The organism is Ancylobacter sp. (assembly GCF_965279025.1).
Classification (GTDB): Bacteria; Pseudomonadota; Alphaproteobacteria; order Rhizobiales; family Xanthobacteraceae; genus Ancylobacter.
The window spans coordinates 3,896,624-3,911,224 of sequence record NZ_OZ257132.1 but is presented as its reverse complement, the minus strand read 5'-3'; the positions used below and the strand labels follow the sequence as shown (position 1 = coordinate 3,911,224).

Below are 14,601 nucleotides of genomic sequence, written 5' to 3'. Positions count from 1 at the left end.
ACGGCTCGCTATCGGCTCGGCGCGGTGCGGTCAATCGCGATCTTCGGCTGTATTCGGGCGGCGCCGGGCACGCTCGTTGCATTGCGCGTGGTTGACAGGTTCTGGCGTCGCCCGTTACGGGTCGCCCAGAAGAGGCGGACAAGTTCATGATGAAAGAGCGGAACGCCAAATACCGCATCGGCCAGGTCGTCCGGCACCGGCACTACCCGTTTCGCGGCGTGGTGTTCGACGTGGATCCCGAATTCGCCAATACGGACGAATGGTGGGAATCCATTCCCGAGCACATCCGTCCCACCAAGGACCAGCCCTTCTACCACCTGCTCGCCGAGAACGCGGAGACGGAATACGTCGCCTATGTCTCGGAGCAGAATCTGGAGCTCGACACGACGGGCGAGCCGGTGCGCCATCCCCAGGTCGAGGAAATGCTGGTGGCGGACGGCGATGGTGGCTGGCGCGTGCGCAGCGAACGGCTGCAATAGCGCGCTGCCGCCTCTCGCCGGCCCTCCAGAAACGAAAACGCCCGGCGCAAGGCCGGGCGTTGACGATCAGTTAATGGCTGGCCTCACTGGGCCGGGGCGTTCTTCAGCTTCTCGGCGCCGAGCTTTTCGAGGCCGGCCTTGGTCTGCTGCTCGCGCTGCTCGGCGTCGGCCTTGATCGCGTCCTGGCGGGCCTTGACCTGCTCCTGGATCTTGGCGATCTGCGCCTCGAACGCCTTCTGGTCGGTCTGCGGGCCGTCATAGACCTTGGCGAAATCGCCGAGGCCGATCGGGTAGGAGATGAGCCGTCCGACCGCGTTGGCGACCTGCAGCGTCAGGCCCGGGGCCTTCTTCATGCGGTCGACGAAGCCCTGGTCGACCTGGATGTCGCCGCGGCAGAAGCGCTCGTCGCACATCACGAAGGTGCCGAGGATCGGCTGCTCGTTGGCGAGGGCGACGCGGAAGCCGTTGCGCAGCAGCAGGCCGGTCGGGAAGGCCACGGTGAAGGCCTTCTTCGGGTCGTCCTGCACCTCGAAGACGCCGAAGCGCACGAGGAACTGCCCGGTATCGGTGATGATGGTCTGCTCCATCTCGCAGACCTGCTTGTTGATCGACGGCTCCTGCCGGCAGCGCTTCACCCACGGAATCGGGATCGCGGGGATCTGCTGCGGCGCAGCAGCCTGCTGGCCACCGGCGGGAGCGGCCGGCGCGGCCGGCTGGGCGTTGGCCGCCGGCTTGGCGCCCGGCTTGGCCGGTGCCGTCTGGGCGAGCGCGGCGCCGCCGGCGAGGGCCAGCACCAGGGCGGCGCCCGTGAGGCTGCGCGCGAGAGTGGAGCGTGTGATCATTTCGAGTTCCTGTCGAGCGAACCAGGTAAGCAAGGGCAACTGACGCTGTGGCGCCCTGACGCGATCAGAGGGGCTGTCTCAAGTCCAATTGAGGCGACAGAGTGACCCCATGGGATTTTCGGTGCCCTGTTCATGCTAGAAGCGTGCACCGATGAGAAGCCGAATCTTTGACCAGGAGCCGACGCGTGGGCGATATCACCCGGCGAGCCTTCGGGCGCAACGTGTTAATCGCCGGCGGGGCAGCACTTGGCTACCCGCTCCTAGCACCCGCGCGGGCGCAGGACAACGGTTTGCGCGCCGCCCCACCCGTTCCGCGCCACGGCATCGCGATGCATGGCGCGCCGGCCTATGCGGAGGGCTTTGCCAACTACCGTAGCGTCAATCCGGCGGCGCCGAAGGGCGGGCGGCTCGTCCAGGGCGCGGTGGGCACGTTTGACAGCCTCAACCCATTCATCGTGCGCGGCACCGCGCCGCCCTTCATGCGCTGGAACGTCTTCGAGAGCCTGATGGCGCGCAGCCCCGACGAGGCCTTCACCTGCTACGGGCTGGTGGCGCGCACGGTGGAGACCGACGACGCCCGCACCTATGTCGCCTTCGAGATCGACCCGCGCGCCCGCTTCGCCGACGGCACGCCGGTAACAGCGGAGGACGTGCTGTTCTCGTTCAACCTGCTGCGCACCAAGGGCCGGCCGAATCACCGCAGCTATTACGGCAAGGTCGCCAAGGCGGAGGTGACGGGCCCGCTCTCCATCCGTTTCACCTTCGGCGTGGTGGATCGCGAATTGCCGCTGATCCTCTGCCTCATGGCGGTGCTTCCGCGCCACGCCATCGATCCCGACACCTTCGAGCAGACGAGCTTCAAGCCGCCGCTCGGCAGCGGTCCCTACACCGTGACCGAGGTCAAGCCGGGCGAAACCGTGGTGCTGGCGCGCGCCCCCGACTATTGGGGCGCGGATCTGCCCGTCAATCGCGGCAGCTTCAATTTCGACAGCCTGCGCTATGACTTCTACCGGGATGTGAACACGCAGTTCGAAGCGTTCAAGCGCGGCCTTTACGACATCCGCTTCGAGACCGACCCCGGCCGCTGGAAGACCGGCTACGACTTCCCCGCCGCGCGCGACGGGCGCATCGTGACCGAGGAGATCGCCACCGGCACGCCCAAGCCCTATTCCGCGCTGATCTTCAACATGCGCCGCAGCATGTTCGCCGATATGCGGGTGCGCCAGGCCATGGTGGAGCTGTTCGACTTCGAATGGGCGAACGCCAACCTCTATTTCGGCCTCTACCGCCGCAATGGCAGCTTCTATGACGATTCCGAACTCTCCTCGCTCGGCCGCCCCGCCGATGCGCGCGAGCGCCAACTGCTCGGCGCTTATGGCGATGCGGTGCTGCCGCAGGTCATGGACGGCACATGGCAGGCGCCGCGCTCGGATGGCTCGGGCCGCGACCGCGAGCGGCTGCGTCGCGCGCTCGACCTGTTCGCGTCGGCCGGGTGGGAGCTGAAGGCCGGCGCGCTGGTCCATCGCGACACCGGCCAGCCCTTTGCCCCGGAGCTGCTCGTCGGCTCGAAGGACCAGGAGCGCCTCGCCCTCGCCTACCAGAACATGCTGCGCCGGGCGGGCGTGAAGCTGGACATCCGCCTCGTCGACAATGTGCAGTTCGAGGCGCGCAAGCAGAATTACGATTACGACATGGTGCCCTATATCTGGGACCAGTCGCTTTCGCCGGGCAATGAGCAGGCCTTCTATTTCGGCTCCGCCGCCGCCGACACCCCCGGCACCCGCAATTTCATGGGGCTGAAGAGCCCGGCGGCGGACGCGATGATCGAGGCCCTGCTGGCGGCCCGGGCGCGGGAGGATTTCGTCTCGGCGGTGCGCGCCCTCGACCGGGTGCTGATCTCCGCGCAGTTCTCGTTGCCGCTGTTCTACACGCCCGGCCAGTGGGTCGCGCGCTGGCGCAAGGTGGAGCGTCCCGAAACGCTCGCCTTGCAGGGCACGCTGGCGGAAAGCTGGTGGCAGGCACCGGGCTGATGGCGCCGCCGCGACGGGCAAAAGCGCGCCGGTTCACCGAGAAGCGCTGGACAGGGGCGACGGAACGCGTTCCTTAGGGAGAGTGCGCGTGGTCGCCCCCGAGGCGGGAGCGGCGGCGCGCTGACAGATTTCTGGAGCAGGTCGATGCGTTACGCCGCCATTTCCTTCGCCGCCCTCCTCGTCGCGGGCACCCTGCCCGCCGGGGCGCAGCAGCCGATCGAGGTGCACCCCAACAATCCGTCCGGGGGCGGGCTGGAAATCACCATTCCGCCGATCAACAACCCGAACTACCTCGATTACGGCCCGCTGCCGGACAAGCCCGGCGCCGACAAGAGCCAGGACTACATGGACCAGGCCGGCGGCAATTACGAGGACCTCAGCGGTCCCGGCTCGGATGTCGATGCCGACGTGATGCCCGACAGCGACGGTGCTTATGAGAGCCCGCTGGAGTGAGGGCGGAAGCCTGACGGCGTGGCGGCCGCCCGGGCCGCCTTCACGCGAAGCCCCGTCGTCCCGGCCGGAGGCGGAGGGCCGGGACCGGCATTCGACGGCGGAGGGATCCCGGACAGGACCTGTGGTCCTTTCGGGATGACGTTCCCGGGGAAGTCGAGGTGGCCCGCTTACGCCGCCTTCGCCGCGAGGCGGTCGCCGCCATCCTGGCCGCGAGGCCGCCTTACGCCGCCTTCGCCCCCTGCTCGGCGATCTTCGCCAGTTCCTTCAGAATGGCGGCGCTGCCCTTGAGCCGCGCATTGGCGCTCGGCCAATCCTCCGAGAACACCACCTTGCCGTCGGGCCGCATCTTGGCCACCACATGGGGCTTGCCCACATAGGTGATGAAGCCGGCCGGGTTGGGGAAGCGCCCGTCGCGGAAGGTCAGCACCATGCCGCGCGGGCCGGCATCCACCTTCTCGACATTGGCGCGGCGGCACAGCGCCTTGATCGACACCAGCTTGAGCAACTGGTCGACCTCTTCCGGCAGGGTGCCGAAGCGGTCCACCATTTCCGCGCCCATCGATTCGATCTCGGCGTCGGTTTCCAGATCGGCGAGACGGCGGTAGAGGCTGAGGCGGACATGCAGGTCCGTCACATAATCTTCCGGGATCAGCACCGGCGTGCCGATGGAGATGGTGGGCGACCATTTGTCGGCCACCGGCGCGGTGATGCCGGCCTTGAGGTTGGCGATCGCCTCCTCCAGCATCTCCTGATAGAGCTCGTAGCCGACCTCCTTGATGTGGCCGGACTGCTCGTCGCCGAGCAGATTGCCGGCGCCGCGAATGTCGAGATCGTGGCTGGCGAGCTGGAAGCCCGCCCCCAGCGTGTCCAGCGACTGCAGCACCTTAAGCCGCCGATCCGCCTGCGCCGTCACCTGCTTCTGCACCGGCAGGGTGAAGATGGCATAGGCGCGCGTCTTGGAGCGGCCGACGCGCCCGCGCAGCTGGTAGAGCTGGGCGAGGCCGAACATGTCGGCGCGGTGGATGATCAGCGTGTTGGCCGTGGGAATATCGAGGCCGGATTCGACGATGGTGGTGGAAAGCAGCACGTCGAACTGCCCGTCATAAAAGGCGGACATGATCTCTTCGAGCTGCGTCGCCGCCATCTGGCCATGCGCGACGGCAACCTTCACTTCCGGCACGCTCTTGTCGAGGAAGTCCTTCACCTCGGCGAGGTCCTCGATGCGCGGGCAGACATAGAAGCTCTGCCCGCCGCGATAGCGCTCGCGCAGCAGCGCCTCGCGCACGATCAGCGCATCGAACGGGGTCACGAAGCTGCGCACCACGAGGCGGTCCACCGGCGGCGAGGCGATGATGGAAAGCTCGCGCACCCCGGTCATGGCCAGCTGCAGCGTGCGCGGGATCGGCGTCGCGGTGAGGGTCAGCACATGCACCTCGGCGCGCATCTGCTTCAGCCGCTCCTTGTGGCCGACACCGAAATGCTGCTCCTCGTCGACGATGACAAGGCCGAGATCCCTGAACGAGATGGCCTTTCCGAGCAGCGCGTGGGTGCCCACCACAATGTCGACCGTGCCCTCGGTGAGGCCCTTCTTGGTCTCGGACATTTCCTTGCCGGTCACCAGTCGCGACAATTGCCGCACCACGACCGGCAGCCCCTTGAAGCGCTCGGAGAATGTCTTGAAGTGCTGGCGGGCCAGCAGGGTGGTCGGCACGACCACCGCCACCTGCTTGCCGTTCAGCGCCACAGCGAAGGCGGCACGCAGCGCTACCTCGGTCTTGCCGAAGCCGACATCGCCGCACACCAGCCGGTCCATCGGGTGGCCCGAGCCGAGATCGTCGAACACTGCCTCGATGGCCGCTTCCTGGTCTTCCGTTTCCTCATAGGGGAAGCGGGCGCGGAACTCGTCATAGATGCCCGGGGCCGGCACAAGGCGCGGCGCCTCCTGCATCTGGCGCTGCGCCGCCACCTTGATGAGTTCGGCCGCCATCTCGCGGATGCGGCTCTTCATCCGCGCCTTGCGCGCCTGCCAGCCGCCGCCGCCCAGCCGGTCGAGCTGCGCCTCGGTATCTTCCGAGCCGTAGCGCGACAGCAGTTCGAGATTCTCCACCGGCAGGAACAGCTTGGAGCCTTCCGCATAGTGGATTTCGAGGCAGTCGTGCGGCGCGCCCATCGCCTCGATGGTCTTCAGCCCGATGAAGCGGCCGATGCCGTGGTCGACATGCACGACAAGGTCGCCGGCGGTGAGCGCGCCGAGCTCGGCGATCACGTCCTGCGGGCGGCGCGCCTTGCGCTTGGGCCGCACGAGGCGGTCGCCCAGAATGTCCTGCTCGCCGATGATGGCGAGCGTGTCGGTCTCGAAGCCGTTCTCGATGCCCAGCACCGCCAGCGCAAGGGTGCCCTTCGGCAGCGCCTCGGCGGCATCGCGCGAGCCTACGGTCTGCGTGCCCTTGAGGCCGTGATCGGCCAGCACGGTGGCGAGCCGGTCGCGCGACCCGTCCGACCAGGCGGCGAGAATGGTGCGCTTGGTCTTGGCGAGGTCGCGCAGATAGGCGGCGGCGACATCGAACAGCGACGCCTCGGGGTCCGCCCGCTCCGGCGCGAAGGAGCGCGCGGGACGGCCGTCGAGGTCGATCACATCCTTCGATTCCGGCAGCGCGTAGGCGGAAAGCGCGATGTTGCGCGCCTCGCCCCGTTGGGCCTTCCACTCCTCCGCCGTGAGGTAGAGCGCATCCGGCGGCAGCGGCTTGTAGGGCGCGGAACTGCCGGCGTGCTCCAGCCCGTGCCGGCGGGCGTCGTAATAGTCGGCGATCTGGTCGAGCCGCGAGGCGGCGGCCTCGTCGCCCTGCGCCTCCATCACCACGGGCGCATCGGGCGCGTAGTCGAACAGCGTGTCGAGCCCTTCATGGAACAGTGGCAGCCAGTGCTCCATGCCGGGATAGCGCCGGCCCTCGCTCACCGCTTCATAGAGCAGGTCGCCGCGCGGCGCCGCGCCGAAGGCGGCGACATAGGCCATGCGGAAGCGCTTCATCGTCTCGCTGGTGAGCTGCAATTCGCTCATCGGCACGAGGTCGAGCGAGCGCATCTGCATGGCCGTGCGCTGGGTCTCGGGATCGAAGGAACGGATCGATTCCAGCGTGTCGCCGAAGAAATCGAGCCGCACCGGCGTCGGCATGCCGGGCGGGTACAGGTCGACGATGCCGCCGCGCACGGCATATTCGCCGGTGTCGCGCACGGTGGAGGTGCGCTGGAAGCCGTTGATCTCCGCCCAGCCGACCACCTCGTCGAGCGACAGCGCGTTGCCGGGCGCCGCCGAGAAGGACTGTGTCGCAATGAGCGCGCGTTTCGGCACGCGCTGCAGCACGGCATTCACCGTGGTGAGCACGATGGTGCCGGCTTCGCGCCCCTTCACCCGCGCCAGCCGCGCCAGCGTCGTCATGCGGCGGGCGATGATCGCGTTGTTGGGAGAGGCGCGGTCATAGGGCAGGCAGTCCCAGGCCGGGAACGCCAGCACCTCGACGCCGGGGGCGAAGAAGCCGAGCGCCCGCTCCAGCTCGCCCATGCGCTCGGTGTCGCGGCAGATCACCATCAGGGTGGGCCACGGCGCATCGTTCTGCGCCGCCAGCGCGCGGGCGAGGTCGGCGACCACCAGCCCCTCCATGCCGGACGGCACATTGGCGAGCGTGAACGTCCGGCCGGGGGAAAGCCGCGCGGTGAGCGTGGAAAGGGGCGTCTTCATGTGGTCGCGGTCTTCATATTTCGGGGACGCCCTCGCCCGACAGGTGGAACTGCCGGAAGCGGTGGAACAGGGGAGTATCGAATTCCGATGCCGGCACGCCGCTGCCGAGCCAGCCATACAGGTCCGGGTCCTCCACCTCGATCAGCAGCTCGAAGGCGGCGACGTCGTCCTCGCTCAGCTCGCCGATGCAGGCGTCGGCGAACCGGCCCATGAGCAGGTCCATCTCGCGCGTGCCGCGATGCCAGGAGCGGTAGAGGATACGCCGGCGGCGGGCGTCGAGACCCGCGCTCGAACGCGTGGTTCCGGTCATGTCTAGGCCTCGGTTTCGCGGCGCCGCGCGGGCGACGGCGCGCAAGAGGCGCCGTGTTTAGCGCGCCGCGCGCGCGCTGTCAGGTAGGCATTGGATGATGGCGCTGCCCGCGTTGCGCCGCGGCCCGCCTTCGTCCACATTCCCCACGCCATGCGGCCCGACATTCTCAATCCCTATTTCGCCTCGATCACCGGCCTGCCCGGCATCGGCCCCAAGCTCGCCAAGCCGTTCAACCGGCTGCTTGGGCGCGATGAGGGCGCGCGGGTGCTCGACCTGCTGCTGCACCTGCCCTCCTCCACCATCGACCGGAGGGCGCGCCCGACACTTGCCGAGATCGTGCCCGACACGGTGGTGACGGTGGAAATCCATGTCGACCGCCATGTCGCGCCGCCGCACGGTTCCCGTGCGCCCTATCGCGTCTACGGCCATGACGCGACCGGCGACCTGACGCTGGCCTTCTTCAAGGCCGAGCGCAGCTGGATGGAGCGGCTGCTTCCCATCGGCGAGACGCGCTGGGTGTCCGGCACCGTGTCGCTCTACGACGGCATGGCGCAGATGGTTCACCCCGACCGGGTGGTCGACGCCGCCGGCCTCGCCAAGCTGCCGCCGATCGAGCCGCTTTATCCGCTGGTCGAGGGGCTGGCGCACGGCCATGTCCGGCGCGCCGTCGAGGCCGCGCTGGCGCAGACCGCCGAGCTGCCGGAATGGCACGCCAGCCCGCCCGATATTGGTTTCCATGAGGCGCTGCGCAAGGTGCACCAGCCGCACGACGCGCTGGATTGCAGCCCGCTCGGCCCGGCCTGGCAGCGCCTCGCCTATGACGAGTTGCTGGCCGGCCAGCTCGCCCTTGCGCTGCTGCGCGCCAGCACCGTGAAACAGGCCGGACGGCCGAGCCTGGGCGACGGGTCGGTGGCGGCGCGCATCGTCGCCTCCCTGCCCTTCTCTCTCACCGGTTCGCAGGTCGAGGCGCTGAAGGCGATCCGCGCCGATCTCGGCTCGCAGGACCGCATGCTGCGGCTGCTGCAGGGCGATGTCGGCTCGGGCAAGACCGTGGTGGCGCTGCTGGCGGCGGCCACCGTCATCGAGGCCGGCCGGCAGGCGGCGCTGATGGCGCCGACCGAAATTCTCGCCCGCCAGCACATGAAGACCATCGCGCCGCTGGCGGAGGCGGCAGGGCTGCGCGTCGCACTGCTCACCGCCCGCGAAAAGGGGCGCGGGCGGGCCGAACTTCTGGCCTGGCTGGCGGCGGGCGAGATCGACCTCGTTATCGGCACCCATGCGCTGTTCCAGGAGGGCGTCGAATTCCACGATCTGGCGCTGGCCATCGTCGACGAGCAGCACCGCTTCGGCGTCCACCAGCGGCTGGCCCTCGCCGCCAAGGGCGAGGCGGTGGACGTGCTGGTCATGACCGCCACGCCCATTCCGCGCACGCTGGTGCTGACCTATTTCGGCGACATGGATTCCAGCGAGTTGCGCGAGAAGCCGGCCGGCCGCAAGCCCATCGACACCCGCGCCGTCCCCTCCGACCGCATCGACGAGGTCGTCGCCCGCCTCGGGAGCGCGCTGGAAGAAGGAAGGCGCGCCTACTGGATCTGCCCGCTGGTGGAGGAATCGGAGAATTCCGACCTCGCCGCCGCCGAGGCCCGCTTCGGCGAACTGAGGGCGCATTTCGGTCCGCTCGTCGGCCTCGTCCACGGCAAGATGAAGGGGGCGGAAAAGGACGCCGCCATGGCCGCTTTCGCGGCGGGCGAGACCCGGCTTCTCGTCGCCACCACGGTGGTCGAGGTCGGCGTCGACGTGCCGGAAGCCAGCATCATCGTGATCGAGCACGCGGAACGTTTCGGTCTCGCGCAGCTTCATCAGCTGCGTGGCCGCGTCGGGCGCGGTGACGCCGCCTCGACCTGCCTGCTGCTCTATCGCCGGCCGCTCGGCGAGATTGCCCGCCAGCGTCTGGAAGCGCTGCGCTCTTCCGAGGACGGGTTCTTCCTCGCGGAGCAGGATTTGAAGCTGCGCGGCGAAGGCGATGTGCTCGGCACCCGCCAGAGCGGCTTTCCCGGCTTCAAGCTGGCGCGGCTGGACGTGCATGGGGACTTGCTGGTGCAGGCGCGGACCGAAGCGCTTGAAACAGTCAAGAACGATTCCGATCTTGTGACACCGCGTGGCGCGGCGCTGCGGGTGTTGCTACATGTTTTCGAGCGCGACGTCGCGGTGAAGCTGTTGAGTGCGGGTTGATGACTATATGAAGAGGGTCGGACGACTTGGCGATGCGGTGATGCACAGCTCGATGACGGAACGGGAGCCCCCCTCATCTTCCCTTGCGGCACCTCTGCGCTGGGCGCTGTTTGCGCTCGCCTGGATGTGCGTCGGGCTGGGTATCGTCGGCCTCGTCACGCCGGTCATGCCGGGCACCGTGTTCCTCATCCTTGCCGCCTGGCTGTTCACCCGCTCCTCGCCGCGCTTCGAGCGCTGGCTGCTCACCCATCCCCGGCTCGGCCCCTCGGTAGTGGCGTGGCGCGCCAGCGGCGCCGTGCCGCGCTGGGCGCAGCTGACGGCCGCCGGCAGCATGGCTGGCAGCTTCGCGCTGCTGGTGTTCATCGGCCTGTCGGTGCCGGTTCTCGGCATCATCGGGACGATGTTTGTCGGCATTTCCGCCTATCTGCTGACACGGCCGACCGCGTGAATCCCGCCGGCCCCGCGGGTCTCATCCTCGCCGGCGGCCTGTCGCGGCGCATGGGCGGGGGCGACAAGGGGCTGCAAAGCCTCGGTGGAGAGACCATCCTCGCGCGCATCGCCCGAAGGCTCGCCCCGCAGGTGTCGGCGCTGCTTCTCAACGCCAATGGTCCGGCGGACCGGTTCGGCCTCGACCTGCCGGTGGTGCCAGATACGCTCGCCGGCCATCCCGGTCCGCTTGCCGGCATTCTCGCCGGGCTGGACTATCTGGCGCGCGAGGCGCCGGCCGCGCGCTTCCTGCTCACCGTGCCGAGCGATTGCCCGTTCCTGCCGCGAGACCTCGCGGCGCGACTGATGACCGCCGCGCAGGCGTCCGGCGCCGCCTATGCCGCCTCCGGGGGGCGGGAACATCCGGTGGTCGGGGTGTGGGAGGTCGCCCTGCGCGGCGAGCTGCGCCGCCTGCTCGTGGATGAGGATGAGCGCCGCATGATGCGCTGGGCGCTCCATGTCGGTGCGGTGCCGGTGGAGTGGCCGACCGAGCCGCTCGACCCCTTCGCCAACCTCAACACGCCGGACGACCTGAAGGAAGCCGCGCGCCTGCTCGCGGCCTATCCCTCGCTCTGATCGAGGGGCCCTCGCCACACGATGCTATCGATGGGCGCGGCGTGCTGGTCGACGAAATCGGCCAGCGCCGCGACGTTGTCGAGATCGATCACCGGCAGCGGGCAGTCCGGCACCGGGCCATCCGAGGCGACGCCGACGATGTACGGGTCCTCGGTATAGAGCAAAGTCTTGCCCACCTCCGCCCGATAGATCTCGATCTTGGGGTGGTGGTCGCGCTTGAAGCCTTCCACCAGCACGAGATCGACCGGCGAGAGATGCGCCAGCAGTTCGGGCAGGTCCGGTTCCGGCGTGCCGCGCAGCTCGTGCATCAGCGCCCAGCGATTGGCGGAGGAGATCAGAACCTCGCTCGCCCCCACGGTGCGGTGGGTGTGCGAATCCTTGCCCGGCTTGTCGACGTCGAAATTATGGTGGGCGTGCTTCACCGTGGAGACGCGGTGCCCGCGCTGCACCAGCACGGGAATGAGCCGCGCCAGCAGCGTCGTCTTGCCCGCGCCGCTCCATCCCGCGAAACCGATCAGCCGCATGCCCGCCTCCCCTTGGATCCCCGCAGCACTTCGGGGCTGGCGACGCCGGCGTCAAGCACGGGGATCGCATCGCCCGATCACGCTTTGCGCTTGCCCGGCGCCGGCGCCCGTCCTACTCGGGCGCGGGAAGGGTGCCATGGCTGACGACGACACACCGCACAGGCTGGATCTCAAGGGGCTGAAATGCCCGCTGCCGGCGCTGCACACGCGGCGCGCGCTGCAACGCGCCCGGCCGGGCGATGTGATCCTGGTCGACTGCACCGACCCGATGGCGGCGATCGACATTCCCCACCTCGTGCGCCAGGACGGCCACTCGCTGGAGGCGCAGGCGCGTGAAGACGGGGTGCTGTCCTTCCGCATCCGCGTGCGCGCCGGCGAATAGGTTTAGGCGTCGCGCCAGTCGAAGGGCAGCGGCGCCTCGCGAAAGGCAAAGCGGTCGAGATGGCGGGAGACGACGCCCTTCATCTGCTGCAGCGTCTCGGCGTCCGGCGCCTCAACCTGCACCGCGAGGCTGTCGACGCCGGCATCCATGGTGGCGACCGCGCCGCCCGGGAAGGTGACGACGCCGTGCTCGGCGGTGAAGCTCACCTCCAGCTTGTGCGCCCAGTGCTTGCAGAGCTGCTGCAGATAGCGGCTGGCATGGGTGGTCGGTACGGTGGCGGCGGTGATGGGCATGGCAAGCTGCCTTAAGGGGATGGCAAAGGACGGGAAAACCGTTCTATCTATCTCCGCTTTCCTACGCTCAGGGGTTCGAGAATGAAACTGCCGCGTCGCCTGTTCGCTCTCGCCGCCCTGATCGGCCCCATCGTCCTCCTCACCGGCCTCATCGTCCATGCCAATCCGGCGCATGTGCCGCACCACGGGCAGAGCGCCGCCGCGCCTTTGCCGACGCGGGGCGAAACCCATGTCTATTTGCTGCGCGGTCTGTTCGGCGTGTTCTCGCAAGGCCTTGATGCGCTGGCGGCGCAGCTTGTGGCGCGGGGCTACCACTCGGAGCTTTACGCGTGGGACCAGGCGCAGCAGGTCACCGCGCTGATCGAGCAGCGCAACCAGCAGGGCCACCAGGGACCGGTGATCCTGATCGGCCATTCGCTCGGCGCCAACGCCGTCATCTCGGTCGCTAACAGCCTGCAATTGCAGGGAATTCCGGTCGATCTCGCCGTCACCTTCGACGCCACCGATCCTGACACCGTACCGCAGAACGTCGCGGTGCTCATCAATTTCTGGGCGGAGGACGGCTTCGGCGTACCGGTGCTCGCCTCACCCGGTTACACTGGCGACCTTGAGAATATCGACCTTTCCGGCCAGCCCGGCATCGACCATACCAGCATCGACACGCTCGACCAGTTTCACCAGGCCGTGCTGGTCCGGCTGGAAAGCCTCACCGGAAAATAACGCGCCGGCCGCCGGGGCGGCGCCGGCGCGGTTCACTCACTTGAGGGCGGCGTCGACGGCACCGCGCACCCACGCCTCCGGCGTCACCTTGGCGGCATCCGCCCTGTCGTTGATGACATTGAGAATGGCGGGCGGAAAGGCGACGTCGAGGATCACGGCATCCTCGCTGTCGAGCGAATAGACCGTGCGGGTGACGCGCGAGGCGAAGCCGGCGAGCTGCTCGGTCTTCTGCGCGTCGGTCAGGCCGGCCTGCGCCGCGACGGACGGGCAATAGGCGGTGATCACGCCGTCGATGATGAGCCCGGAGCCGATGCCCTTGGCGCGCAGCGAATCGACCGCCGCATCCAGCGCATCCGGCGCGTCGAGGCCGTCACCCGTGGGCAGGGCCGCCCTGATGGTGGCCGCCTGGGAGGCTTCGAGCGTGCTCTTGGGGCATTCGAAACCGCCGGCCGCCAGCGCCGGCTGGGCAGCGGCGAGCACGAGGGCAATGGCCGTGGCCGGCAGAAACTGAGCGTAGGACATATCACCACCTGCTGCTGAAAACCGCTTAAGGAACAACGTTTTTGCACGTGGTGAGCCCGCTGGGACTCGAACCCAGGACCTCATGATTAAAAGTCACGCGCTCTAACCAGCTGAGCTACGGGCCCCCACGGAAATGGGGCTTAAGGGTTTCGCTCCGCGAAGGCAAGCCGCAGCGCCCATTCATCTGCATGGTTTCCCGAACGCCGCTCCGTGCCAGATGGCCGCTTGCCTGATTGCACGAATGCAAGACCGCTCCGTCTATCATGCCGCTTCCGCAAAGCCGCCGGTCGCACTAGCTTCGCGCCATGATTTCCAGCGGGACCGCGCGTTCCGCACTGAAGGAGCGACGAACATGGCGAAAGTCCTGGTGCTGTATTATTCGACCTATGGCCACATCGAGACAATGGCGGAAGCCGTTGCCGAAGGCGCGCGCGAGGCGGGTGCCGAGGTCTCGGTGAAGCGGGTTCCCGAGACGGTGCCGGAAGAGGTGGCGAAGGCGGGCTATTTCAAGCTCGACCAGAAGGCGCCGATCGCGACCGTTGACGAGCTGAAGGATTATGACGCGATCATCTTCGGCGCGCCCACCCGCTTCGGTACGGTGGCCTCGCAGATGCGCAGCTTCATCGACCAGACCGGCGGCCTGTGGTTCTCCGGCGCGCTCGTGGGCAAGGTGGGCTCGGTCTTCACCTCTTCCGCGACCCAGCATGGCGGCCAGGAATCCACCATCCTCGGCTTCATCCCGACCCTGTTGCATCACGGTATGGTGGTGGTCGGCCTGCCCTACGCCTTCCAGGGCCAGATGGGCGTGGACGAGATCAAGGGCGGTTCGCCCTATGGCGCCTCGACCATTGCCAACGGCGACGGCTCGCGCCAGCCTTCCGAGGTCGAACTCGCCGGCGCCCGCTTCCAGGGCAAGCATGTCGCGACCATCGCCGGCAAGCTCACGGCTTGATCGGCCGAAAGACCGTCATGCCCGGGCGTGTCCCGGGCATCCGCGCCTTTCGTCCCCACCAATG

The 14,601-nt window shown here is 68.2% G+C and carries 15 protein-coding genes and 1 tRNA gene; 9 read left to right on the top strand and 7 right to left on the bottom strand.

Going from position 1 to position 14,601, the window contains the following annotated elements; all coding sequences use genetic code 11:
- The first annotated feature begins 149 nt into the window (after nt 1–149).
- A complete protein-coding gene (gene hspQ / locus ACQY76_RS18295) occupies nt 150–479 on the top strand; it encodes a heat shock protein HspQ (protein WP_428033051.1) in 330 nt (109 codons plus the stop codon).
- An 83-nt stretch (nt 480–562) separates the two neighbouring features.
- Here the strand turns inward: hspQ and ACQY76_RS18290 are convergent, their stop codons facing one another.
- Nucleotides 563–1,321 (bottom strand): invasion associated locus B family protein, encoded by a 759-nt coding sequence (locus ACQY76_RS18290; RefSeq protein WP_428030122.1) that lies wholly within the window; start codon nt 1,319–1,321, stop codon nt 563–565.
- A gap of 329 nt (nt 1,322–1,650) precedes the next feature.
- Here ACQY76_RS18290 and ACQY76_RS18285 point away from each other — a divergent pair, with 329 nt between their 5' ends.
- Both ACQY76_RS18285 and ACQY76_RS18280 read left to right on the top strand, forming a co-directional pair.
- Nucleotides 1,651–3,351 carry an extracellular solute-binding protein gene (locus tag ACQY76_RS18285; RefSeq protein WP_428033050.1) on the top strand — a complete coding sequence of 567 codons (1,701 nt, stop codon included), beginning with the start codon at nt 1,651–1,653 and terminating at the stop codon, nt 3,349–3,351.
- A 144-nt stretch (nt 3,352–3,495) separates the two neighbouring features.
- Entirely contained in the window at nt 3,496–3,804 is a 309-nt protein-coding gene (locus ACQY76_RS18280) for a hypothetical protein (RefSeq protein WP_428030121.1), read from the top strand.
- 220 nt (nt 3,805–4,024) lie between these two features.
- Here ACQY76_RS18280 and mfd read toward each other — a convergent pair whose 3' ends face one another.
- Both mfd and ACQY76_RS18270 read right to left on the bottom strand, forming a co-directional pair.
- On the bottom strand, nt 4,025–7,540 hold the full coding sequence (mfd, locus tag ACQY76_RS18275) for a transcription-repair coupling factor (RefSeq protein ID WP_428030120.1): 3,516 nt from the start codon (nt 7,538–7,540) through the stop codon (nt 4,025–4,027).
- 13 nt (nt 7,541–7,553) lie between these two features.
- Complete coding sequence (locus tag ACQY76_RS18270; RefSeq protein WP_428030119.1) at nt 7,554–7,850, bottom strand: succinate dehydrogenase assembly factor 2; 297 nt, start codon at nt 7,848–7,850, stop codon at nt 7,554–7,556.
- Between the two features lie 150 nt (nt 7,851–8,000).
- Between ACQY76_RS18270 and recG the strand changes: the two genes are divergently transcribed.
- From recG to mobA, 3 genes are read left to right on the top strand one after another with little or no spacing between them, the layout of a single operon-like run.
- On the top strand, nt 8,001–10,082 hold the full coding sequence (gene recG, locus ACQY76_RS18265) for an ATP-dependent DNA helicase RecG (protein WP_428030118.1): 2,082 nt from the start codon (nt 8,001–8,003) through the stop codon (nt 10,080–10,082).
- Nucleotides 10,083–10,089: 7 nt separating this feature from the next.
- Complete coding sequence (locus ACQY76_RS18260) at nt 10,090–10,530, top strand: YbaN family protein (protein WP_428030117.1); 441 nt, start codon at nt 10,090–10,092, stop codon at nt 10,528–10,530.
- Nucleotides 10,527–11,144, top strand: a complete 618-nt coding sequence (gene mobA, locus ACQY76_RS18255) for a molybdenum cofactor guanylyltransferase MobA (RefSeq protein WP_428030116.1) — start codon at nt 10,527–10,529, stop codon at nt 11,142–11,144. The genes ACQY76_RS18260 and mobA overlap by 4 nt, the downstream gene beginning before the upstream one ends.
- On the opposite strand, the gene mobB is transcribed toward mobA, so the two are convergent.
- Nucleotides 11,129–11,668, bottom strand: a complete 540-nt coding sequence (gene mobB / locus ACQY76_RS18250; protein WP_428030115.1) for a molybdopterin-guanine dinucleotide biosynthesis protein B — start codon at nt 11,666–11,668, stop codon at nt 11,129–11,131. The two genes, mobA and mobB, sit on opposite strands and share 16 nt — an antisense overlap.
- Nucleotides 11,669–11,804: 136 nt before the next feature.
- Here mobB and ACQY76_RS18245 point away from each other — a divergent pair, with 136 nt between their 5' ends.
- Nucleotides 11,805–12,050 (top strand): sulfurtransferase TusA family protein, encoded by a 246-nt coding sequence (locus ACQY76_RS18245; protein ID WP_428030114.1) that lies wholly within the window; start codon nt 11,805–11,807, stop codon nt 12,048–12,050.
- Between the two features lie 2 nt (nt 12,051–12,052).
- Here the strand turns inward: ACQY76_RS18245 and ACQY76_RS18240 are convergent, their stop codons facing one another.
- Nucleotides 12,053–12,343, bottom strand: coding sequence for a DUF2218 domain-containing protein (locus ACQY76_RS18240; RefSeq protein WP_428030113.1), 291 nt, complete (start codon nt 12,341–12,343; stop codon nt 12,053–12,055).
- Nucleotides 12,344–12,424: 81 nt separating this feature from the next.
- Between ACQY76_RS18240 and ACQY76_RS18235 the strand changes: the two genes are divergently transcribed.
- A complete protein-coding gene (locus tag ACQY76_RS18235; RefSeq protein ID WP_428030112.1) occupies nt 12,425–13,063 on the top strand; it encodes a thioesterase domain-containing protein in 639 nt (212 codons plus the stop codon).
- Between the two features lie 36 nt (nt 13,064–13,099).
- On the opposite strand, the gene ACQY76_RS18230 is transcribed toward ACQY76_RS18235, so the two are convergent.
- Both ACQY76_RS18230 and ACQY76_RS18225 read right to left on the bottom strand, forming a co-directional pair.
- Nucleotides 13,100–13,585 (bottom strand): hypothetical protein, encoded by a 486-nt coding sequence (locus tag ACQY76_RS18230; protein ID WP_428030111.1) that lies wholly within the window; start codon nt 13,583–13,585, stop codon nt 13,100–13,102.
- Nucleotides 13,586–13,633: 48 nt separating this feature from the next.
- A tRNA-Lys gene (locus ACQY76_RS18225) sits at nt 13,634–13,710 on the bottom strand.
- Nucleotides 13,711–13,937: 227 nt separating this feature from the next.
- On the opposite strand from ACQY76_RS18225, the gene wrbA reads away from it, so the two are divergent.
- Nucleotides 13,938–14,537, top strand: coding sequence for an NAD(P)H:quinone oxidoreductase (gene wrbA / locus ACQY76_RS18220; RefSeq protein ID WP_428030110.1), 600 nt, complete (start codon nt 13,938–13,940; stop codon nt 14,535–14,537).
- Nucleotides 14,538–14,601 lie beyond the last annotated feature (64 nt).